The 21,218-nt window shown below is 66.5% G+C and carries 21 protein-coding genes; 15 read left to right on the forward strand and 6 right to left on the reverse strand.

The window, feature by feature from the left end:
* Positions 1-550: PTS sugar transporter subunit IIA (locus B8115_RS07325; protein ID WP_010627126.1), on the reverse strand; the 550-nt coding region annotated here is incomplete at its 3' end.
* Between the two features lie 208 nt (positions 551-758).
* On the opposite strand from B8115_RS07325, the gene cra reads away from it, so the two are divergent.
* Positions 759-1,757 carry a catabolite repressor/activator gene (cra, locus tag B8115_RS07330; RefSeq protein WP_010627127.1) on the forward strand — a complete coding sequence of 333 codons (999 nt, stop codon included), beginning with the start codon at positions 759-761 and terminating at the stop codon, positions 1,755-1,757.
* A gap of 28 nt (positions 1,758-1,785) precedes the next feature.
* Here cra and B8115_RS07335 read toward each other — a convergent pair whose 3' ends face one another.
* From B8115_RS07335 to edd, 4 genes are read right to left on the reverse strand one after another with little or no spacing between them, the layout of a single operon-like run.
* Positions 1,786-2,766 (reverse strand): carbohydrate kinase, encoded by a 981-nt coding sequence (locus tag B8115_RS07335; protein ID WP_010627128.1) that lies wholly within the window; start codon positions 2,764-2,766, stop codon positions 1,786-1,788.
* The gene (locus B8115_RS07340) at positions 2,763-3,791 is read right to left on the reverse strand and encodes an aldose 1-epimerase (RefSeq protein ID WP_010627129.1); all 1,029 of its coding nucleotides are present in this window, start codon (positions 3,789-3,791) and stop codon (positions 2,763-2,765) included. The genes B8115_RS07335 and B8115_RS07340 overlap by 4 nt, the downstream gene beginning before the upstream one ends.
* Before the next feature lie 15 nt (positions 3,792-3,806).
* The gene (gene glk / locus B8115_RS07345; RefSeq protein ID WP_010627130.1) at positions 3,807-4,775 is read right to left on the reverse strand and encodes a glucokinase; all 969 of its coding nucleotides are present in this window, start codon (positions 4,773-4,775) and stop codon (positions 3,807-3,809) included.
* Complete coding sequence (gene edd / locus B8115_RS07350; RefSeq protein ID WP_010627131.1) at positions 4,772-6,658, reverse strand: phosphogluconate dehydratase; 1,887 nt, start codon at positions 6,656-6,658, stop codon at positions 4,772-4,774. Before edd ends, glk begins: the two co-directional genes overlap by 4 nt.
* Before the next feature lie 196 nt (positions 6,659-6,854).
* On the opposite strand from edd, the gene B8115_RS07355 reads away from it, so the two are divergent.
* From B8115_RS07355 to B8115_RS07420, 14 genes are all read left to right on the forward strand, one after another.
* Positions 6,855-7,988, forward strand: a complete 1,134-nt coding sequence (locus tag B8115_RS07355; RefSeq protein WP_010627132.1) for a GNAT family N-acetyltransferase — start codon at positions 6,855-6,857, stop codon at positions 7,986-7,988.
* Positions 7,989-8,062: 74 nt separating this feature from the next.
* On the forward strand, positions 8,063-8,416 hold the full coding sequence (ftsB, locus tag B8115_RS07360; RefSeq protein WP_010627133.1) for a cell division protein FtsB: 354 nt from the start codon (positions 8,063-8,065) through the stop codon (positions 8,414-8,416).
* Positions 8,409-9,185, forward strand: coding sequence for a 2-C-methyl-D-erythritol 4-phosphate cytidylyltransferase (gene ispD / locus B8115_RS07365; protein ID WP_274517414.1), 777 nt, complete (start codon positions 8,409-8,411; stop codon positions 9,183-9,185). Before ftsB ends, ispD begins: the two co-directional genes overlap by 8 nt.
* On the forward strand, positions 9,186-9,677 hold the full coding sequence (gene ispF, locus B8115_RS07370) for a 2-C-methyl-D-erythritol 2,4-cyclodiphosphate synthase (protein ID WP_010627135.1): 492 nt from the start codon (positions 9,186-9,188) through the stop codon (positions 9,675-9,677). It begins immediately after the preceding gene.
* Positions 9,670-10,758 carry a tRNA pseudouridine(13) synthase TruD gene (truD, locus tag B8115_RS07375; protein ID WP_010627136.1) on the forward strand — a complete coding sequence of 363 codons (1,089 nt, stop codon included), beginning with the start codon at positions 9,670-9,672 and terminating at the stop codon, positions 10,756-10,758. Before ispF ends, truD begins: the two co-directional genes overlap by 8 nt.
* 18 nt (positions 10,759-10,776) lie before the next feature.
* Positions 10,777-11,523 (forward strand): 5'/3'-nucleotidase SurE, encoded by a 747-nt coding sequence (gene surE / locus B8115_RS07380; protein ID WP_010627137.1) that lies wholly within the window; start codon positions 10,777-10,779, stop codon positions 11,521-11,523.
* Positions 11,510-12,190 (forward strand): protein-L-isoaspartate(D-aspartate) O-methyltransferase, encoded by a 681-nt coding sequence (locus tag B8115_RS07385; RefSeq protein ID WP_026037958.1) that lies wholly within the window; start codon positions 11,510-11,512, stop codon positions 12,188-12,190. Before surE ends, B8115_RS07385 begins: the two co-directional genes overlap by 14 nt.
* Entirely contained in the window at positions 12,187-13,170 is a 984-nt protein-coding gene (locus tag B8115_RS07390) for a DUF368 domain-containing protein (RefSeq protein WP_010627139.1), read from the forward strand. Before B8115_RS07385 ends, B8115_RS07390 begins: the two co-directional genes overlap by 4 nt.
* A complete protein-coding gene (locus B8115_RS07395; protein WP_010627140.1) occupies positions 13,163-14,242 on the forward strand; it encodes a peptidoglycan DD-metalloendopeptidase family protein in 1,080 nt (359 codons plus the stop codon). The genes B8115_RS07390 and B8115_RS07395 overlap by 8 nt, the downstream gene beginning before the upstream one ends.
* A 156-nt stretch (positions 14,243-14,398) precedes the next feature.
* Positions 14,399-15,391 (forward strand): RNA polymerase sigma factor RpoS, encoded by a 993-nt coding sequence (gene rpoS, locus B8115_RS07400; RefSeq protein ID WP_026037959.1) that lies wholly within the window; start codon positions 14,399-14,401, stop codon positions 15,389-15,391.
* Positions 15,392-15,501: 110 nt separating this feature from the next.
* On the forward strand, positions 15,502-16,974 hold the full coding sequence (locus B8115_RS07405; protein ID WP_010627142.1) for a TolC family outer membrane protein: 1,473 nt from the start codon (positions 15,502-15,504) through the stop codon (positions 16,972-16,974).
* A 131-nt stretch (positions 16,975-17,105) separates the two neighbouring features.
* Entirely contained in the window at positions 17,106-18,224 is a 1,119-nt protein-coding gene (alr, locus tag B8115_RS07410; protein ID WP_010627143.1) for an alanine racemase, read from the forward strand.
* 12 nt (positions 18,225-18,236) lie between these two features.
* Positions 18,237-19,151 carry an LpxL/LpxP family Kdo(2)-lipid IV(A) lauroyl/palmitoleoyl acyltransferase gene (lpxL, locus tag B8115_RS07415; protein ID WP_010627144.1) on the forward strand — a complete coding sequence of 305 codons (915 nt, stop codon included), beginning with the start codon at positions 18,237-18,239 and terminating at the stop codon, positions 19,149-19,151.
* A 174-nt stretch (positions 19,152-19,325) separates the two neighbouring features.
* Entirely contained in the window at positions 19,326-19,484 is a 159-nt protein-coding gene (locus tag B8115_RS07420; RefSeq protein ID WP_010627145.1) for a DUF1328 domain-containing protein, read from the forward strand.
* Positions 19,485-19,556: 72 nt separating this feature from the next.
* Here B8115_RS07420 and ettA read toward each other — a convergent pair whose 3' ends face one another.
* Complete coding sequence (ettA, locus tag B8115_RS07425; protein WP_010627146.1) at positions 19,557-21,218, reverse strand: energy-dependent translational throttle protein EttA; 1,662 nt, start codon at positions 21,216-21,218, stop codon at positions 19,557-19,559.

The raw sequence follows: 21,218 nt of genomic DNA on the forward strand, positions 1-21,218 counted from the left end.
TGAAGTCGCCACCCACGCAGCCGAGCTGACTCAGCCTGGCGGCGCCGGCCAGGGCCAGTTCGCGGGCGTCGCGGGCAGGAAAGCCGAGGCACAGGGTATCGGTGTCCAGACGTGCCTCCACTTGCGCCTTCGACAGCAGGGCGGCCACGGCCGCCGCCGAACCGGCACCGGCCAGCCGCTCGCCGACGCGGTCGTCGTCGAGTACGTGGGTGAGCTGGCGCAGGATGTCCAGGTGTTCGTCGCTCTGGGCGGCAATGGCGACCAGCACGTGGATGCGCTGGCCGTCGTGCCACTCGACCCCGGCGGGAAACTGCAGCACGCGTACGCCGGTGGCGAGAACGTGCTCGCGGCTCTCCGGGGTGCCGTGGGGGATGGCGATGGCGTTGCCAAGGTAGGTGGAGGACTGTGCCTCGCGCTGGAACAGGCCGTCGCGATAGGCGGGGGCGGTCAGCCCCGCCCGGTGCAGCGATTCGGCGGCCTGCTCCAGCGCATCGCGCCAGTCAGGTGCCTGACAGTCGAGGCGGACGTCCTCGGGGCGTAGCGTGAGCATGGGCAATCTCCTGTTGGCGGCGACCCCGATCGACACCGCTGGATCAAGTCCAGGTTTGTCGATTGTGTTTTGCTGAATCGTGTCACCTTGTCTATTCTTCATGCTGGATCGATTCATCTGCTTTCGCAAGTCAAGGATCTTAGACTTTGGCAGGGGGTGGGTGCTCAACCACTGGCGTAGAATGACAGGCCGTTAACAGGGGAGAGCGATGACACTTGCTGAAATCGCACGCCTGGCCGGTGTCTCGCGCACCACGGCCAGCTACGTGATCAATGGACAGGCCACCGAGCGGCGCATCAGTCAGGACACTGTCGACAAGGTCATGGCCGTGGTGCGCGAGCACCGCTATCGGGTGGATGCACAGGCCGCCGCGCTGCGGCGGGGCTCGAGTCGCATTCTCGGGCTGATCGTGCCGGACCTGGAGAATGCCAGCTATGCGCGGCTGGCGAAGCGACTCGAGCGCGGTGCGCGAGAGCAGGGCTACCAACTGCTGATCGTCGGCTCCGACGACCGGCCGGAGAGCGAGCGTGAGCTGGCCCTGGCCCTGCGCGCCCAGCGCTGCGAGGTGCTGATCACCGCCAGCTGCTTGCCCCTGGATGACCCTTTCTATGCCGAGCTCATGGCCGATGGCCTGCCGGTGATCGCGGTGGACCGCGGCTTCGATCCCGGGCACTTCGCCTGTGTAGTGAGCAACGATAGGGAGGCCGCCGAGCGGCTGACGCGCTCGGTGCTGGGCGAAGGTGTGAAAAGCGTGGCCTGGCTGGATGCCGTGCCGGGGCTCTCCATCAGTCACGAGCGGCGCGGCGGGTTCCGGCAGGCTCTGGCCGGCAGCGACGCAACGGTGCTCATGTACGGGGCCGAGCGCTACGAGCGAGACGAGGGAGCGCGTCTGATGCGCGAGCTGCTTGCCGAGCACGGTTTGCCCGATGCCCTAGTCACGGCTTCCTATACGCTGCTCGATGGGGTCTTCGACGTGCTGCTGGAGCAGGGTGGGCTGCCGCAGACGCTGCGCCTGGCCACTTTCGGTGACAATCGCCTGCTCGATTTCCTGCCGCTGCCGGTCAATTCGGCGGTGCAGGATCACGAACGTATCGCCGACGCTGCCCTTGCCGCCGCGCTGGCTGCCGCCCGGGGCGATTATCGCCCGGGGCAGCAGGTGGTGGCGCGAACGCTGCGCTGGCGCCTGCCGGCGCGAGTGCCGCTATGACACGGCCGGGCGGCATGGCTGGTATCGCTCAGCTCTCGCCGCGTAGCCGGGCCAGGTCGTCACGATCGGGCAGGGCGGCATAGGCGCCGGGGCGGGTCACCGCATGGGCGCCGCAGTTGGCGGCGGTGCGCAGGGCGCGATGCAGAAACGCCTCGTCCTGGTGCCAATCTGACGCGAGTTCCGTGCTGTCCAGATAGTCGGCCAGTTCGGCCAGCAGTCCGCCGATGAAGGCGTCGCCGCCGGCGGTGGTGTCCACGGCCTCGACCCTGGGCGGTGCATGGCGCAACTCCCTGCCCACGCCGATGGCGCGCACTTCACCGGGGCCGTCGGTGATCACCAGCAGCCGGACGCCGGCGGCAAGCCGCTCGGCCAGCCAGGCCTCGGCGGGATGATCGGCGCGCAGGTAGTCGAGTTCATCCGTCGAGAGCTTGACCAGGCCGGCGCGATCGATCAACTGAGTGACCAAAGCGATGTCGGCGCTGCCGCTGGCCCAGAGGTTGTGGCGCAGGTTGGCATCGACGCTGACCAGGCAGCCGGCGCGGCTGGCCATGTCGGCCATGGCCAGGGTGGTGTCGGCGATCTCCGGCTCGGTCAGGCTGTTGCTGCAGAAGTGCACGATGGCCGGTTCGGCGAACACACCGGGCGGCAGGTGCTCCAGCCGATAGAGCAGATCCGCGGCCGGCGGGCGATAGAAGTCGAAGGTGCGCTCGCCATGGGCGTCGCGGGAGACGAAGGCCAGCGCCGTGCGCGCCTCGCGGGTGCGCACCACGCCGCTGATCTCGACGCCGTGGGCGACCAGCTCCGCGGCCAGGAAGTCGCCGAAGTGATCCTCTCCCAGCATGCCGAGGAAGCGGCTGGGTATGCCCAGGCGCGCGCAGGCCACCGCCACGTTGGCCGGGGCGCCGCCGGCATAGGGGGTGAAGGTTTCCGGAGCGCCGTCGGCGAGGTCGCCGAGGCGGCTGGAGAGCATGTCGACCAGGGCTTCGCCGAAGGCGATGACAGGGATCATTCGTTATCCTCCCACGACAGGGTGGTACCCAGAAGGTGCTGGGCGCCGGGTACCAGCCATACCGGGTCGAGGCGGGTATTGGCCGACTCCACGCAGAGGAAGCGTCGCGCGGCGGCGGGCGAAGTATCGTCGGGCGGTGCCTCTGCAGGGTGCCACACCACCGCCGAGTCGCTGCCCTGGCGGGCGACGCGCAGGCGTCGGCTGCCGTCGTCGAGCACCACCTCGGCGTTGCTGTGATAGATGCGGTCGAGCCCGCCGCGTACGGCGAGCTCGCCCTGCTGTTCGCGCTCGGCGAAGCCGGCCAGCTTGTCCAGGTAGCGGGCGCCGGCCAGTCCCGTGAGGCGACAGGCGAAGCTGTCGGCCACGGCCAGGTAGCTGTGCAGAGCGCCGCTGAGCTTGACCGGGGTCTCGCCGACGTGCTCGGTGATCAGCTCCACGTGCAGACGCCGGGCATTGGCCTGGATCACCGCGCGCGGCACCAACTGGCTGTGCAGGCGCTCGCTGGGGGAGAGGTGCAGTTCGATGCCGCCCTCATGCTCGTCCACTGCGTCGAGACGCCACTGGGCCAGACGCGCCGGGCCGTGCATGGGGCCCGAGCGATCCGGGCTTTCATCGGCACCGCGCTCGTCGGCGAACCAGGGCCAGCACAGCGGAATACCGCCGCGAATGGCGCCGGGCAGCGCCTGGGGCGTGGGCGTGACCCACAGCCAACCGCCGGGCACCAGCGCCTCTTCTTCCTCGCCCATGCTCTCGGGCGCGGGGGCGGGAAGATCAGTACGCGCGGTTTCGGGCGCGTTAGTAGAGAGAGAGCCTTCAGCTCGCGCGGGGGTGGGCGCGTAAGGTAGCGAGCCTTCAGCTGGCGTGGCTTCGGACGCCGGTAAAAAGTGAAGCACCTGGGCGCCCTGCAAACACACCGCCAGTTCGCCCCAAGCTTCACGAGCCAACCACACGCGGCGGTCGGCCCACTCGCACTCACGCCGGCCGTCGGTCTCATCGAGCAGGGCTCGCAGGCTTTGCGGGATCATTCGCGCTCCTTCACGTCATTCCACTTCTTCGTTGTGCAGGGCCTCGGCGGCGCCCAGCAGCCCCGGCCAGGGCGCGGTGACCACTCGCACCGGGATGGTGCGGTTGTAGTCGCTCATGCGGCCCTTGGCGGTAAAGGCTTCGACGAAGCGGCTCTGGGGTAGCCAGTCCAGCAGTCGCGGCAAAATGCCTCCGCACAGATAGACCCCGCCGCGGGCGCCCATGGTCAGGGCGGCATCGCCGCAGACGTCGCCGAGGATCTTGAGAAACCGCAGCAGGGTATCACGGGCGATGGCGTCACCGCCCGCGGCGGCGGCCGTCACCTCGGGCGGGGTCTGGCAGCTGGGATTGGCGCCTTTCAGCGAGCAGTGGGCCAGGTAGAGGTCGAGCAGCCCCTGGCCACACAGGATGCGCTCCACGGAGACCCGGCCATAGCGGTTGCGGAAATGTCGCAGCAGGTTCTGCTCGCGCTCGTCGGTGGGGGCGTAGGTGACGTGTCCGCCTTCGGTGGGCAGCGGAATCCAGGCATGGCGGCCGGGAAAGATACCTGCCACGCCGAGTCCGGTGCCGGGGCCGATGACCAGACAAGTGGCGTGCTCACGTGCCACGCCCGGTTGCACCTCGACCAGCTCGTCTGGCGCCAGGTGCGGTACGCCCAGAGCCTGGGCGGTGAAATCGTTGATCACCTTGAGCCGTTCCAGGCCGAGGGCGGTCTGCGCCTCGCGGCGAGAGAACGACCAGTGATTGTTGGTCATGACCACCCGATCGCCGTCGATGGGGCAGGCGAAGGCCAAGCAGGCTTGCCGTGGGGTATCGTCGGCGGCCAGGCCGACCCGGGCCAGGTAGTCGCGCACCGCCTCTACCAGGCCGGGATAATCGGCGCAGGGCAGGGCGATGCTCTCACGGGGGGCGTGCTCGCCCGGCGTGACCAGAGCGAAGCGGGCGTTGGTGCCACCGATGTCGCCGATCAGGGCCGGTCGCGTCATTGGTCCTCCTGGGAGATCTTCTCGAGCTCGCGGGAGAGCACCTCCTCCTCGAAGCCGCCGAACACTCCGGCGCCCTGCTCGGCACCGGCGGCCAGATGACGGAAGCCGCCGAACAGCTCGCGTCCCATGCCGAAGTGGTAACGCTCCAGGTTGGGTTCGACGATGCCACGGCCGGCGAACTCGGCGGCGTCGACCAGCGCGGTCAGCTCACCGCGTTCGGCGTCGACCCGCACAACATCGCCGTCGCGCAGGCGTGCCAGCGGGCCGCGGTCTACCGCTTCCGGGGTGACGTGAATGGCCGCGGGCACCTTGCCCGAGGCGCCGGACATGCGTCCGTCGGTGACCAGCGCCACCTTATAACCGCGATCCTGCAGCACGCCTAGGAAGGGAGTGAGCTTGTGCAGCTCGGGCATGCCGTTGGCCTTGGGTCCCTGGAAGCGCACCACCACCACCACGTCGCGATCGAGCTCACCCGACTCGAAGGCGGCCTTGACCTGATTCTGGTCGTCGAAGATGCGTACCGGCGCCTCCACCACGCGGTTAGCCTGCTTGACTGCCGAGATCTTGATCACGCCGCGGCCGAGGTTGCCCTCCATCACCACCAGTCCGCCGGTGGCGGCGAAGGGGTTGGAGACCGGGCGCAGCACGTCGCTGTCGAGACTTTCCGTCGGCCCCTCGCGCCAGATGAGCTTGCCATCCTCGAGGAACGGCTCCTGGGTATAGGCGGTCAGGTCGGTGCCGAATACGGTGGGAATGTCGCCATGGATCAGGCCGGCATCGAGCAGCTCGCGAATCAGCAGGCTCATGCCCCCGGCGGCCTGGAAGTGGTTCACGTCGGCGCTGCCGTTGGGGTAGATCCGGGTCAGGCTCGGCACCGCCGCCGAGAGGTCGTTGAAGTCGTTCCAGTCGATGGTGATGCCGGCGGCGGCGGCCATCGCCACCAGGTGCAGGGTATGGTTGGTGGAACCGCCCGAGGCGAGCAGGCCGACCATGGCGTTGACGATGGCGCGCTCGTCGATCTGGCGGTAGAAGGGTCGGTAGTTGCCGCTCTGCTCGGTGTTGCGGATGGCCTGCTCGGCGGCGTAGCGGGTCAGCGCCTCGCGCAGCGGGGTGCCGGGGTTGACGAAGGAGGCGCCCGGCAGATGCAGGCCCATCATCTCCATCATCAACTGGTTGGAGTTGGCGGTGCCGTAGAAGGTGCAGGTGCCGGGGCTGTGGTAGGAGCGCGACTCCGCCTCGAGCAGCTCTTCGCGGCCCACCTTGCCCTCGGCGTAGAGCTGGCGGATACGGGCTTTCTCGTCGTTGGGCAGGCCGCTGGGCATGGGGCCGCCGGGCACGAAGATCGCCGGCAGGTGGCCGAAGCGTGCCGCGCCGATGAACAGTCCCGGCACGATCTTGTCGCAGATGCCCAGGTAGAGGGCGGCATCGAACATGTTGTGGGACAGCGCCACGGCGGTGGCCATGGCAATCACGTCGCGGGAGAACAGCGACAGCTCCATGCCCGGCATGCCCTGGGTGACCCCGTCACACATCGCCGGTACGCCGCCGGCGAACTGGGCGGTGCTGCCCATGCCGCGGGCGGCCTGCTTGATGATCTCGGGGTAGTCCTCGAAGGGCCGGTGGGCCGAGAGCATGTCGTTATATGACGAAACGATGGCCAGGTTGGCGCTGTTGGTCAGCTTGAGCCGATCCTTGTCGCCGGCATGATCGCAGCCTGCGAAGCCGTGAGCTAGGTTGCCGCAGGAGAGCTCGCCGCGGTGCACGCCCTGCTGGTGCTGTGCGGCCATGTGCGCTTCATAGAGCTTGCGGCGCCCGCGTGAACGCTCGCTAATGCGCTCGGTCACCTGCTCGACGGTGGAATTCAATGCGGTGGGGCGAGCCATGGAAGCACCTCGCGTCGTTAGAGGAATGTAAATTTACACAATTGTCGCCCATCGCTTGGCAGAATTGAAGGTGCTTGGCCAAAAATATGTAGTTTTATTACAGCGATGGAAAAGGTCGAAGGGTCTGCGCACAATGTAGGCGGGCGTCGGCCCGTTGTCAGCCGGCGCATCGGCCACTTCCCCTGGCAGGAACCCCATGTCCGAGCTGATCCTCAAGCAACTGTCCGCCATCGAGGCGGTGGCAGCGACGCAATGGAATGCACTGATCGGCGACGATCACCCCTTTCTGCGCCATGAGTTCCTTTACGCGCTGGAAGCGAGCGGTGCGGCCAGCCGCTCCACCGGCTGGGTGCCGGATCACCTCACGCTGTGGCGCGGCGAGTCTCTGGTGGGCGTGATGCCCCACTATCGCAAGTTCCACTCCTACGGTGAGTACGTGTTCGACTGGAGCTGGGCCGATGCCTGGGAGCGTGCCGGCGGGCGCTACTATCCCAAGGGACTCACGGCGATTCCCTTTTCTCCTGTGCCGGGGCCGCGGCTGGCCTTGGCGGCCGATGTCGACCCGCTCGCGGCGCGGGACCTATTGGCCGGAGTCTGGGAGGAGGGCGGGCTGTCGAGCTGGCATTTGCTGTTTGCCGTCGACGAGGAGGTCGACGCCTGGCTCGAGGCCAGGCCCGAGCTGCTGGTGCGCCACGGAGTGCAGTTCCAGTGGCGCGACCAGAGCTACGGCGACTTCGAAGGCTATCTGGCGGCCATGACGGCGAAGCGGCGCAAGACGATTCGTCGCGAACGACGCCGCGTCAGCGAGCAGGGACTCAGCCTGCATCGACTCAGCGGCGAGGCGATCGGCGAGCGCGAGCTCGAGCACTTCTTCCGCTGTTACGAGATTACCTATCTCGAACGCGGTCGCCACGGCTATCTCAACCTCGATTTCTTCCGCCGGCTGCGGCGTACCATGCCAGAGGCGCTGCTGCTCATTCAGGCGCGTCTCGACGAGCAACCGGTGGCCGCTGCGCTCTGCCTGCAGGGTAGTCGCACGCTATACGGCCGCTATTGGGGCAGCGAGGTGCTGGCCGACTGTCTGCACTTCGAGGCGTGCTATTACCAGGGCATCGAACACTGCCTGGCCAACGGACTGACCTGCTTCGACCCCGGCACCCAGGGCGAGCACAAGCTGGTGAGGGGGTTCGCCCCCAGGCGGCTGCGTTCGCTGCATCATCTCGCCGACCCCGGGCTGCGTGCCGCCGTGACGCGCTTCTGCGACGAGGAGCGTCGACACGTCGAGGCCTACTGTCGTGCCGCCGTTGAGGCACTGCCCTTCAAGGAGTGAGCTTTTCAGGGCGTGAGCCGGGCGGTCGTTGGTGGCATAATGCCGGCCATTCAGAACCATGAGGTCAACTACCGATGCTCAAGTGGCTCGCCATCGCTTTGCTGCTGTTGCTGGCGTTGCTGCAGTATCGCCTGTGGCTCGGTGACGGCGGTATTCATGAATTGCGCGAGATTCGCGAGCGCGTGGCCATGTTCGACGCCGACAACAAGCCGCTGCGCGACCGCAACCAGCGCCTCGCCGCCGAGGTCATCGATCTCCAGACCGGCCTTGATGCCATCGAGGAGCGGGCCCGCAGCGACATCGGCATGGTGCGTACCGACGAGCAGTTCTACTGGGTACCTGGCGTGGTGATCGAGGCGAGCGTCGGTCCTGTCGGCAACCCGGAGCCGACGGCGGGCAGCCCACGGGCGGGAGCGACCGGTGAGTGAGGACGGTGCATCCGGGCGGCTCTGGCTTGTGGTTCCCGCCGCGGGTCGCGGGCGGCGCATGGGCGCCGATCGGCCCAAGCAGTACCTGCCCCTGGAAGGGCGTCCGGTGCTGGCGCATACGCTGGAGCGACTGTACCAGGCCTTTCCACAGGCGCAGCTGTGCCTGTGCCTCGACCCCGACGACGACCGCTTCGATCCGGCCTGGGTGCCCTTTGCCCAATGGCGGCGCAGCCCCGGTGGGGCCGAGCGGGCCGACTCGGTGCGCCAGGCCCTGGCAGCGCTGGCCGACGAGGCCGGCGACGACGATCTGGTGCTGGTCCACGACGTGGCGCGACCCTGCGTCACCGTGGCCGATCTCATGACATTGCTGAGCGCGCTGCGTGAAGACCCCGTGGGGGCGCTGCTCGCCACGCCGGTGGCCGACACCATCAAGCGCGACGACGGCCAGGCGCGCATCGCCAGCACCGAGCCCAGAGACGGCCTGTGGCAGGCCCAGACCCCCCAGGGCTTCCGCTACGGCCTGCTGCGTCGGGCGCTGGAGCAGGCCGCGGCCGGCGACGTCGGGGTCACCGACGAGGCCTCGGCGGTGGAGGCGCTGGGGCTCTCGCCGCGGCTGGTGCCCGGCCGACGCGACAACCTCAAGATCACCCATCCGGAGGATCTGGCCCTGGCCGCCCATGTGCTGGCCGCCCAGCGGGAAGGGCGCGCGCTCCATGCCGGGCAGGGGTGCGCTGGGCATGCCAATCATGCTTCAAAGGAGACTGACTGAATGCTACGGATCGGCCATGGCTTCGACGTCCACCGCTTCGGCGAAGGCGACCATCTCATGATCGGTGGCGTCGCCATTCCTTTCGATCACGGCTTCGTGGCTCATTCCGATGGCGATGTCCTGCTGCACGCCATCAGCGATGCGCTGCTGGGGGCCTGTGCGCTGGGGGACATCGGCCGTCATTTTCCCGATACCGATGCGGCCTGGGCCGGCGCCGACAGTCGTGCCCTGCTGCGCCACGTATATGGCCTGGTGCGCGAGGCCGGCTACCGGGTCGGCAACGTGGATGCCACGGTGATCGCCCAGGCGCCCAAGCTGGCGCCACATATCGCCGCCATGTGCACGCATGTCGCCGAAGATCTCGAGCTCACCCTGGATGCGGTGAACGTCAAGGCCACTACCAGCGAGCGCTTGGGCTTCACCGGTCGCGGTGAAGGCATTGCCGCCGAGGCCGTGGTGCTGCTGACCCGCGAGGGAGCGACGAGTGTCTGAGACGCGACGGCAGGGCGACTGGCCCCGCGCCACCGACGCCGAATTCGGCCCGCCGCAGGCCGGCGACTACCGCGCCGCGCCGGAGGACTTCGTGGTCGAGGAGGTGCTCGGCTTTGCCCCCGAGGGGCACGGCGAACACCTCTGGCTGTGGATCGAGAAGCGCGGCCTCACCACGCTGGATGCGGTGCGGCATCTGGCGCGGGCCTGCCAGGTGTCGCCGCGGGCGGTGGGCTACTCCGGCATGAAGGACAAAATTGCCGTGACCCGGCAGTGGCTCTCCGTGCAACTGCCGGGGCAGCCGGCGCCGGACGATCTGGTCGAGCGGCTGGCGGCCTGTGGTGTGAGAGTGCTCGAGCAGGCGCGCCATCCGCGCAAGCTCAAGCGTGGGGTGCACCGGGCCAATCGCTTTACGCTGCGCATCACCGGGGCGGCGGTGAATGCGCAGCTCGAGGCGCGCTGGGCCTGGCTCTGTCATCATGGCGTACCCAACCTGTTCGGCCCGCAGCGCTTCGGACCCGAGGGACGCAACCTGGCGCGTTCCCGGGCGCTACTGGCCCGCGGCTGGCGCAAGCGCGACGACAAGGAGGGCATGCTGCTCTCCGCCGCGCGCAGCTACCTGTTCAACGAGCAGCTCGCCATGCGTCTGGACGACGGCAGCTGGCAGCGGCTGCTGACGGGCGACGTGGCGATACTCGACGGCAGCGCCAGCCAGTTCGTCGTGGAAGCCCTCGACGGCGAACTGGCAGAGCGCGCCGAGCGGCTCGACCTGCACCCTAGCGGGGTGCTGTGGGGAGTGGGCAATTCCCTCGCCGAGGGCGAGGCGGTGCGCTACGAGCAGGCTCTGTGCGAGCGCCATGCCACCCTGTGCCAGGGGCTGGAGCGTGCCGGCGTGCGCGTGGCGCGCCGCGCCCTGCGCATGCGCCTGGACCAGCCTCGACTCGAGGTGTCGGCGGACGTGGCGCGGCTCGACTTTCATCTGCCGCGCGGTGGCTTTGCCACGGCGGTGCTGCGCGAACTGCTCGACCATCCCACCTTGACCTCTTTCGCCGAACGCACGGCGCCTGGGCATGAGCCCGGCTGAACCTGGAGGCTTTATCGAATGCGCAGACTGCTGCTATCCAACGACGACGGTGTGCATGCGCCGGGCCTGCGTGCCCTCTACGACGCCCTGGAGCTCCATGCCCGGCTGCGCGTGGTGGCCCCCGACCGCGACCGCAGTGGCGCCAGCAACTCGTTGACCCTCAATCGTCCCCTGGCCTTGACGGCGCTGGACAACGGCTTTCACTGTGTCGACGGCACGCCCGCCGACTGCGTCTACCTGGGCGTGAACGGCATCTGGGACGAGCGCCCCGATCTGGTGATATCCGGCATCAACCACGGCGGCAACCTGGGTGACGACGTACTCTATTCGGGCACCGTGGCCGCGGCCATGGAGGGGCGTAACCTTGGCATGCCGGCCATTGCCATGTCGCTGGTGGGCTCGCGCCACTTCGACACCGCCGGTCGGGTGGCGGCAACCCTGGTCGGTGCCGCCGATCAGCTTTCGCTGCCGCCCCGCAGCCTGCTCAACGTCAACGTGCCGGACCTGCCCTGGGAAGAGATCCAGGGCTTCCGAGTGACCCGCATGGGCTATCGTGGGCCGGCGGAGCGGCCAATGGAGGTGCGTGATCCCCGGGGCCGTTTACGCTACTGGATTGCGGCCGTGGGGCAGAGCGCCGATGATGGCGATGACACCGATTTTGCCGCCATCGAGGCGGGATACGTATCGATAACACCGCTGCAGACCGATCTCACCCGGCATGCAGCGCTCGACGATGTGCAAGGCTGGTTGGATGCATTCACCTGAACGATTGCCGGAACTGCTGCGCGGCGTCGGCATGACGTCGCAGCGTACCCGAGACCGCATGGCGGCACGTCTGGCCGCACAGGGCATCGTCGATGAGCGGGTGCTGCGGGTGATGGCCGAAGAGCCACGCCACCTCTTCCTCGACGAGGCCTTGGCCCATCGTGCCTATGAGGATACCTCGCTGCCCATCGGCCACGGCCAGACCCTGTCGCAGCCATGGATGGTCGCGCGCATGACCGAGCTGGTGATGCAGGAGGCGCCCCAGCGCGTGCTGGAGATCGGCACCGGTTCCGGCTATCAAACGTTGATTCTCTCGCGTCTGGTGCCGGAACTCTGGTCGGTGGAGCGGATCAATGCCTTGCATCACCGGGCAGCGAAGCGGCTGCGCCTGCTGCGGGCGCACAACGTTCGCTTGCGTCTGGCGGATGGCGGCCACGGCTGGCAGGAGGTGGCGCCGTTCGACGTGGTATTGCTCACCGCCTGCGCCCATGAGCTGCCTCAGGTGCTGATCGACCAGCTCGCCGAAGGCGGCGTGATGATACTGCCCTTGGCCGATCCGGGCGGCGACCAGTGGCTTACTCGGGTACGCCGCGTGGGCCATCAAACAGAAGTACAGCGGCTCGAGCGCGTGCGCTTCGTGCCGTTGCTGCAAGGAGTGATTCGTTGAAGCGACAACTCAGTGTCTTCCTCAAGGGGGCCGGCATGGGAGCGGCCGATGCCGTGCCCGGGGTTTCCGGCGGCACCATTGCCTTCGTCACCGGCATCTACGAGGAACTCATCCACACCATCAAGCAGTTCGGCCCCAGCGCCTACCCGGCATGGCGTCGCGGCGGGCTGGCCGGGCTCTATCATCATCTCAACCTGGCCTTCGCCTTGCCGCTGCTGCTGGGCATCGGCGTCAGTCTGGTCAGCGTGGCGCACCTGGTGGTGTGGCTCATGGACGATCATCCGCTGCTGCTCAACGGCTTCTTCTTCGGCCTGGTGGCGGCGTCCGCCATCGTGGTCAGCCGGCATCCTGCCGATTGGAAGCTGTGGCATCTCGTGCCGTTGATCGTCGGTCTGCTGCTGGCGCATGGGCTGCCGTCGCTGATGCCGCTGGTCACCCAACTGGGCGTTCCCTCGCTGGTGTTGATCGTGGGCGGTGCCATCGCCATCAGCGCACTGCTGTTGCCCGGCGTCTCAGGCAGCTTCCTGCTGTTGACCATGGGGCTCTACGGCACTGTGATGCAGGGCATACGCAGCTTCGATCTGGCACTGCTCTCGACTTTCGCGGTAGGCTGCCTGATCGGCCTGTTCGGCTTTTCACGGCTGCTCTCCTGGCTGCTTCGCCGCTATCATACGGCCACACTGCAGCTGTTGATCGGTTTCATCGTCGGCTCGCTGCCCGTGCTCTGGCCCTGGCGCGAGCTGGTTCGCTATCAGCTCGGTCCCGAGGGGCAGATGATTCCGCTCGACTACCGCTATCTGACACCGGGCGATTACGCCATTTTGACCGGAGAATCCGGCCTGATGCTGCCCGTGGTGATTGCCATGTTGTTCGGGGCGGCACTGGTGCTCGGGGTGGCTCGCGGCTCGGGCGGCAGCGCGCCCGGCCGGGCGGCAAACGGCTCTCACAATTCGCCTGACAAGGAGGGCTCCAATGCGTAAGGTTTTTCTCGTCTCGGCCATCGCTCTGGCCGTGGCCGGCTGTGCCGCACAGCAGGATTATGGCACTCCTCAGGTTCGCGATCTCTCGGTGAGTCGCGAGCGTGCTCCGGCAAGCCATTACACGGTCGAGCAGGGCGATACCCTGTACGGCATCGCCTGGCGGCATGACATGGATTATCGCGACCTGGCGCGACTCAACCAGATCGGGCCGCCATATCGCATCCAGCCCGGCCAACAGCTGCGCCTGAGCGATGGCGCCGGCGCGCCGGCGCGCCAGGAGCCCTCGCGTGAGCTGGGCGACTCCCAGGTGGCAACGGCTACCGCACTGGGCGGCGGCACCACCGCCCAGGCCGGCGACAGCGATTGGCTGATGCCTGACGAAGAGCGCATCGAGCGTAACCGGCGCCTCACCGTAGAGCCTCTCGGCGGTCAGGCGAGCGCCCCCAGCGAGACGGCGTTGGCCAGTGCGGAGCGGGTCGCCGAGCCGGCTCCCACCGCGGAGCCGGAGCGCACGGCCGAAGCCCGCGTGGATGCCGAAGCGGCCGTTGCCTCTCAGCAGCAACCGGAACCCCAGCAGCAGCCGGAACCCCAGCCCGAACCCCAGCCGGCGGCACAGCCCGAACCGGATGCCGGCACGCAAGTGGCGGGTGAGCCGGAACGTCAGCCCGCAAGTGCTGGTCGTACCTATACACCGGTAGATGAGGTGCCCTGGCAGTGGCCTGCGGACGGTGAGCTGGTCGGTCGTTTCGGTGAAGGTGGAAGCATAACGGCCGGCATTGATATTGCCGGACAAAAGGGGCAACCTGTCAGAGCAGCCGGTCCCGGTATCGTGGTCTATGCCGGCAGCGGGGTGCGGGGCTACGGCAACCTCATCCTGCTCAAGCATAACGACCAGTACCTGAGCGCCTACGCCCACAATGACAGCCTCCGAGTGACGGAGAACGATGTGGTCGAGGCCGGTCAGGTGATCGCCACCATGGGCGACAGCGATGCCGAAAACGTCAGGCTGCATTTCGAGGTGCGCAAGGATGGCCAGCCTCAGGACCCTCTTAAGTACCTGCCGCAGCGATAGTCGAGTCAGTAGTCAGTTGGTAGTGGCTGTCGCCGGGGTGGCAAGGTGGTCATAGGTACCCACCGGTGCCATGAGGAGTCAATAACAAAAGAGCTCTGCATGCGGATCATGCAAGAGATAACGACATTTCAGGACGAAACCACGGGGTAGCAACCGATGAGCATGCTTGAACGGGACCTTCAGGATGTTGATCTCGACGACGTCACCGAGTCTGATGAAGAGCTCAGTACGGAGTCGGACAGCTCGGCTAGCGACAGCGACGACGATACCGCCTTCGAGAAGGCGCTGAGTCGCGAAGACAAGCACTATCACCATAGTCTCGACGCCACCCAGATCTATCTCAACGAGATCGGCTTCTCGCCCCTGCTGACACCGGAGGAGGAGGTCTATTACGGCCGCCTGGCCCAGAAGGGCGACCCGGCGGGGCGGGCGAGAATGATCGAGTCCAACCTGCGGCTGGTGGTCAAGATTGCCCGCCGCTATCTCAATCGCGGCCTGACGCTGCTCGACCTGATCGAGGAGGGCAACCTCGGGCTGATTCGGGCGGTGGAGAAGTTCGATCCCGAGCGCGGCTTCCGCTTCTCCACCTACGCTACCTGGTGGATTCGCCAGACCATCGAGCGGGCGCTGATGAATCAGACCCGCACCATTCGTCTGCCGATCCACGTCGTCAAGGAACTCAATATCTACCTGCGTGCGGCCCGTGAGCTGACCCAGAAGCTGGATCACGAAGCCACACCGGAGGAGATCGCCGACTATCTCGACAAGCCGGTCGAGTCGGTGAAAAAGATGATGGGGCTCAACGAGCGTGTCTCCTCGGTGGACTACCCCATGGGCGGCGAGAGCGACAAGCCGCTGATCGAGACTCTGGCCGACGACAACGAGCAGGGTCCCGAGTCTTCGCTGGTCGACATCGACGTCAAGCAACATGTCGATGAGTGGCTTGCAGAGCTGACCGAGAAGCAGATGGAAGTGGTCATCCGCCGTTTCGGCCTGCGAGGCCACGAGGCGGCGACCCTGGAGGAGGTCGGCGACGAAATCGGCCTGACCCGCGAGCGGGTACGCCAGATCCAGGTCGAAGCGCTCAAGAAGCTGCGTCGCGTACTCGAGAAGCAGGGCCTCTCGATGGACAACATCTTCAACGAGTAACGGCAGATAGAGCAGAAACAGCCGACCTTCGGGTCGGCTGCATATTTTCTGCATGCTGATGCGCTATCATTAGCACCCTCATCATGCAGGGATGAACAAGGAAACGATCAATGCATCGCTCACCATTCACTAGGCGATTTCAGCGCCGTGGTCTTGCGGCAATCGTCGGTCTCGCCATGGCAGGCAACGTGCATGCTGCCGATCTGTGGACCATTGCCCAGGATGCGCTGGCCAACGATGCCGAGCTGGCTTCGACCCGCTCCGGTTTTCAGGCCACCGAGGCGGCGCGGGACGTACAGCGCGGCACCTTGCTACCGCAGATCGGCCTCGGCGGCAGCGTCAGTCACACACGTACCTATTCGAGCCCCGCACAAGGGGCGGCCGGCAGGGTACAGGAGGGCGCCGAGGAGCTGGGGGCCGGTGCTGCCGCCTTCGACCAGGACGATACGGTGAACAGTGTAGGGATCAGCCTCGATGCCGAGCAGGCGCTCTACGACCCGACCCGCCGTGCCCAACTGCAGCGTGCCGAGAGAGAGATCGATCGTGACGCTCTGGGGCTGGAAGCGACCCAGCAGCAGCTGCTCTACAACGTGGCCAACGCCTACTTCGAGATACTGCGAGCGCACGATATCCTCAGCGCCCGCCGCGCTCAGGAAACCGCCATCAGCCGCCAGCTCGAGCAGGCTCGGGAGCGCTTCGAAGTCGGCTTGATCGCCATTACCGACGTGCATGAGGCCCAGGCTCGCTTTGACCTGGCGCGGGCTCAGCGCATCGCCGCGGAAGGGGCCATGCAGGTCAGCTTCGAGGCGCTGGAGCGGCTGACCGGCCACCGCTATGACAGCATCGATGCCCTCGACGAAGAGGTGCCCATTGCCTCGCCACAGCCGGCCGACCGCGAGGAGTGGGTGGCGCTGGCCATGGCCAACAGCCCCATGGTGTTGATGGCCGAAGCGGGTATCGAGGTGGCCAGAAGCACTCTCGAGGTCTCCCGTGCCGGCCAGCGTCCGGTGGTGTCGGCATTCGCCAACTACGGTTGGGCGGATACCGACCGCAGCGGTACGGCGCATCAGTCGGAGAGCCAGGTCGGGCTGCGTGCCAGCCTGCCGCTCTACACCGGCGGTTCGACCCAGGCGCAGATTCGTCAGAGCGGCTTCCTGCTCGAGGCCACGCAGTACGACTTCGAGGCGCAGCGACGCGACACCATCCAGCAGGTCCGCTCCCTGTTCACCCGGGTGAACAACGACGTCGAGACCGTCGAGGCGCGCCGGCAGGCGATCATCTCCAATCAGAGCGCTCTGGAAGCGACGCGTTCGGGCTACGAGGTGGGTACGCGCAACATCGTCGACGTGCTCAACGCCGAGCAGAACCTGTTCAACGCCATCGCCGAGCACGCCGAGGCGCGCTACGACTATGTGCTGGGGCTGCTCCAACTGCAGCTGCAGGCAGGCATCCTCGGGGCGGATTCTATCCAGGCAGTCAACGCCTGGCTGTCCGAGGAGGAGCGCGTCTCGCTGGAGCTGCCGGATGAGGCCAACGACAATCCGGTCATGAACATCGGTGAGCGGCCTCAGGCGCCTTCGTGAAAAATCTCGAAATTGCCGCCAAAAAACGTAGATAATCACCGAGAACCACCGAGTAATCGGTGGTTTCTTTCGTGAAGCGGCTTGAGTTATGAAAGATAATACTGCGCTGTTCCCTATCAGCGGAGGTTGCCATGGCCAGGCCCCTGGTCGCAGACATCGATCTTGACGCCCTGCGTCACAATTATGCCCTGGCTCGTGAACTGGCCGGTGAGAGCCGGGCTCTGGCGGTGATCAAGGCCGATGCCTACGGCCATGGCGCCGTGGCATGTGCCCGCGCGCTCGAGTCGCTGCCCGAAGGCAAGCGTCCGCCCGCCTTTGCCGTGGCCTGCCTAGAGGAGGCCGAGGCCTTGCGCCTGGGTGGCATCGAGTCGCCCATCGTGCTGCTCGAAGGTATTTTCGAGGCGGCGGAGCTGGCCCGCGTCGAGGCGCTCGGCCTGTGGATGGCGGTGCACAGCGAATGGCAGCTCCAGACCTTGCTGGAGCATCGTCCGGCCCGGCCGATCCCGGTCTGGGTCAAGGTCGACTCCGGCATGCACCGGTTGGGCTTTGCCCCCGGGCAGGTGGAGTCGGTGTGGCAGCGCCTGGCGGCAGCCCCCGAGTGCGCCACCGGCCTGCAGCTGATGAGCCATTTCGCCACCGCCGACGCCATCGATGCCGGCTACTTCGAGACCCAACTGGAACGCATGCGAGACCTGGCGCAGCGCCTGGAGGCACCGCTGTGTCTGGCCAACTCCCCGGCCACCCTGGCCTGGCCGCAGTCCCATGGCAGTTGGGTTCGTCCCGGGGTCATGCTGTACGGCAGCGATCCGCTGGAACGACCCAGCGAGGCCAGCCGCCAGCTGCAGCCGGTGATGACGCTGCGCTCCGAGATCATTGCCGTGCGCGACCTGGCAGTGGGGGAGCCGGTGGGCTACGCCGGGCGATGGCGGGCGCCGCGACCATCACGCATCGCGGTGGTGGCCTGCGGCTATGGCGACGGTTACGATCGGCATGCGGTCGACGGTACGCCGGTGCTGGTGGCCGGACAGCGCACGACGATTGCCGGCAAGGTGTCGATGGACATGCTGACGGTGGACGTGACCGACATCCCCGAGGCCGACATCGGCACCGAGGTGGTACTGTGGGGGCGCTCCCGTCATGGTGCGGTGCTCGGCGTCGATGAGGTGGCTCGCTATTGCGATACCATCAGCTATACGCTGTTGACCGGTATTCTGCCGCGAGTTCCCCGGCGCTATTCGCGGCTCGACTGAACGGAATCCTGCATGTCCAAACGCAACTGGCCCGACTCCTACGCCCATCCCCGCTTCTGGCCTGCATGGCTGGCCATCGGTGCCATGCGGGTGGGGGCCTGGCTGCCATGGCGGCTCAAGCTCGCCATCGGCAGGGCGCTCGGTCTATTGGCCTGGGCCGCAGTGCCGCGCCGTCGCCATATCGTCGACACCAACCTGAAGCTCTGTTTCCCCGAGCTTGGCGATGCCGAGCGTGCCAAGCTGGTGCGTGAGACCTTCGAGGCCAATGGCATCGGCATTCTCGAGACTGCAACGGGCTGGTGTCGCGACCCCAAGCATCTGCGCCATCGTGTGACCTACAAGGGCCGCCATCATCTGGATGCGGCCTACGCCAAGGGCAAGGGCGTGCTGGTGGTGGGCATCCACTTCTCGACGCTGGACCTGGGCGGTGCGCTGCACTCGCTCTACTTCCCTTCCGACGTGGTCTACCGGCCGCACAACAACCCGCTGTTCGATCGTTTCATGACCCGCGCGCGCAGTCGCATCTTCGGCGAAGCCATCGATCGCCATGACCTGCGCGGGGTAGTACGGCGCATCAAGGCCGGGCACATCGTGTGGTATTCGCCGGACCAGGATTTCGGCCGCGACGTCAGCGTGTTCGCTCCGCTTTTCGGCATCGAAGCGGCAACCATTCGCCTGACCGCCAAGATCGCGCGAATGACCGGAGCGCCGGTGGTGCCGCTAATGTTTCACCGCAACCCGGATGATCGCACCTATACCATCGAGTGCCACCCGGCGCTGGAGGATTTCCCCAGTGGCGATGAAGTGCGTGATGCCAGGCAGGTCAACGCCTTCATCGAGCGGGCGATCGGCAAGCACCCGGAGCAGTACATGTGGCTGCATCGGCGTTTCAAGACGCGCCCGGAGGGCGAGCCGGAGCTCTACTGAGCCCGGCAGGCACGAGCCGACAAGCGGCAGTTTCGTACGGTGATGTAGCAGAACCATAACAAGGCGTCACCGGTGGTAACTTGACGCTTCGGTGAGTTCACGCAAGGCTTAAAGGCACCTGATAGGGAAACTGCGCCGAAGGAAATTGGCGCTAAACGAGTCAAGGAGGTCCATATGCTCGGCAATGCCATGCTGTTTCTGATCATCGCCATCATTGCGGGGGTGCTGGGTTTCACCGGCATCGCCGGTGCGGCGACGACCATCGCTCAGATCCTGTTCTTCCTGTTCATCGTGTTGTTCATCGTCTCGCTGATCACCGGGCGAAAACCGTAGCCTTGCCATCTTGGCAAACGCAACGAGGCCCCGCATGGCGGGGCCTCGTTGCGTTTGTGGCATCCGGCGAGATCAGGCGTCGATGCGCTTGTACTTCATCCTGTGCGGGGTGTCGTTACCGACCCGCTTGCGGTGATCCGCTTCGTAGTCGGTGTAGTTGCCCTCGAAGAACTCCACGTGGGAGTCGCCCTCGAACGCCAGAATGTGGGTGGCGATGCGGTCGAGGAACCAGCGATCGTGGGAGATCACCAGAGCGCAGCCGGGGAAGGCGAGCAGCGCCTCTTCCAGTGCGCGCAGGGTCTCGATGTCGAGATCGTTGGACGGTTCGTCGAGCAGCAGTACGTTGGCGCCCTGCTTCAGGGTCTGGGCCAGCTGCAGACGGCCGCGTTCACCGCCGGAGAGGTCCTTCAGGAACTTCTGCTGGTCGTTGCCCTTGAAGTTGAAGCGGCCAACATAGGCGCGTGAGGAGACCTCGTAGCCATTGATGTTGAGGATGTCCTGGCCGTCGGAGACCGCTTCCCACACCGTCTGCTTGTCTTCGAGGGCGTCGCGCAGCTGTTCCACGTAGGCGATGTCGACGGTCTCGCCGATCACCACCTCGCCGCTATCGGGCTGCTCCTTGCCGGTAATCAGCTTGAACAGGGTCGATTTGCCGGCGCCGTTGCCGCCGATGATGCCGACGATGGCCCCCTTGGGTACGGTGAAGGTGAGATCCTCGTAGAGCAGCTTGTCCTCGAAGCGCTTGGACACGCCGTGGAACTCGATCACCTTGTCGCCCAGGCGCGGGCCGGGCGGAATGTAGATCTCATTGGTCTCGTTGCGCTTCTGGAAGTCGCCCGACTGCATCTCCTCGAAGCGGTTGAGGCGCGCCTTGCTCTTGGCCTGACGCCCCTTGGCGTTGCTGCGCACCCACTCCAGCTCGTGCTTGATCGCCTTCTGGCGTGAGGCTTCCTGCTTGGCCTCCTGCTCCAGTCGCTTCTCCTTCGATTCCAGCCACTGGGAGTAGTTGCCCTCGAAGGGGATGCCGTGGCCGCGGTCGAGCTCGAGAATCCAGCCGGCCACGTTGTCGAGGAAGTAGCGGTCGTGGGTGATGGCTACCACGGTACCGGGGTAATCGTGCAGGAAGCGCTCGAGCCAGGCGACCGATTCGGCGTCCAGGTGGTTGGTGGGCTCGTCGAGCAGCAGCATGTCGGGGCTGGAGAGTAGCAACCGGCACAGGGCCACGCGACGGCGCTCACCACCAGAGAGGTGGCCGACACGGGCGTCCCAGGGCGGCAGGCGCAGCGCCTCGGCGGCGACTTCCAGCTTGCGCTCGAGGTTGTGCGCGTCGGCGGCCTCGATGATGTTCTCCAGGCGCGCCTGCTCGGCGGCCAGGGCATCGAAGTCGGCATCCGGCTCGGCGTAGGCGGCGTAAACGGCGTCCAGCTTGGTCTGCGCCTCCTTGATCTCGCCCAGCGCCTCCTCCACGGTCTCGCGCACGCTCTTGTCGTCGTCGAGCTGGGGCTCCTGGGGCAGATAGCCGATGTTGATGCCGGGCATGGGGCGCGCTTCGCCTTCATGCTCCTTGTCTACTCCGGCCATGATGCGCAGCAGGGTCGATTTGCCGGCACCGTTCAGGCCCAGCACGCCGATCTTGGCGCCCGGGAAGAAGGATAGGGAGATGTCCTTGAGGATCTGCTTCTTGGGCGGAACGACCTTGCCCACCCGATTCATGGTGAAGACGTATTGCGCCAT

This window comes from Halomonas sp. KM-1, from assembly GCF_000246875.1.
In the GTDB taxonomy this organism is placed as follows: domain Bacteria; phylum Pseudomonadota; class Gammaproteobacteria; order Pseudomonadales; family Halomonadaceae; genus Halomonas; species Halomonas aerodenitrificans.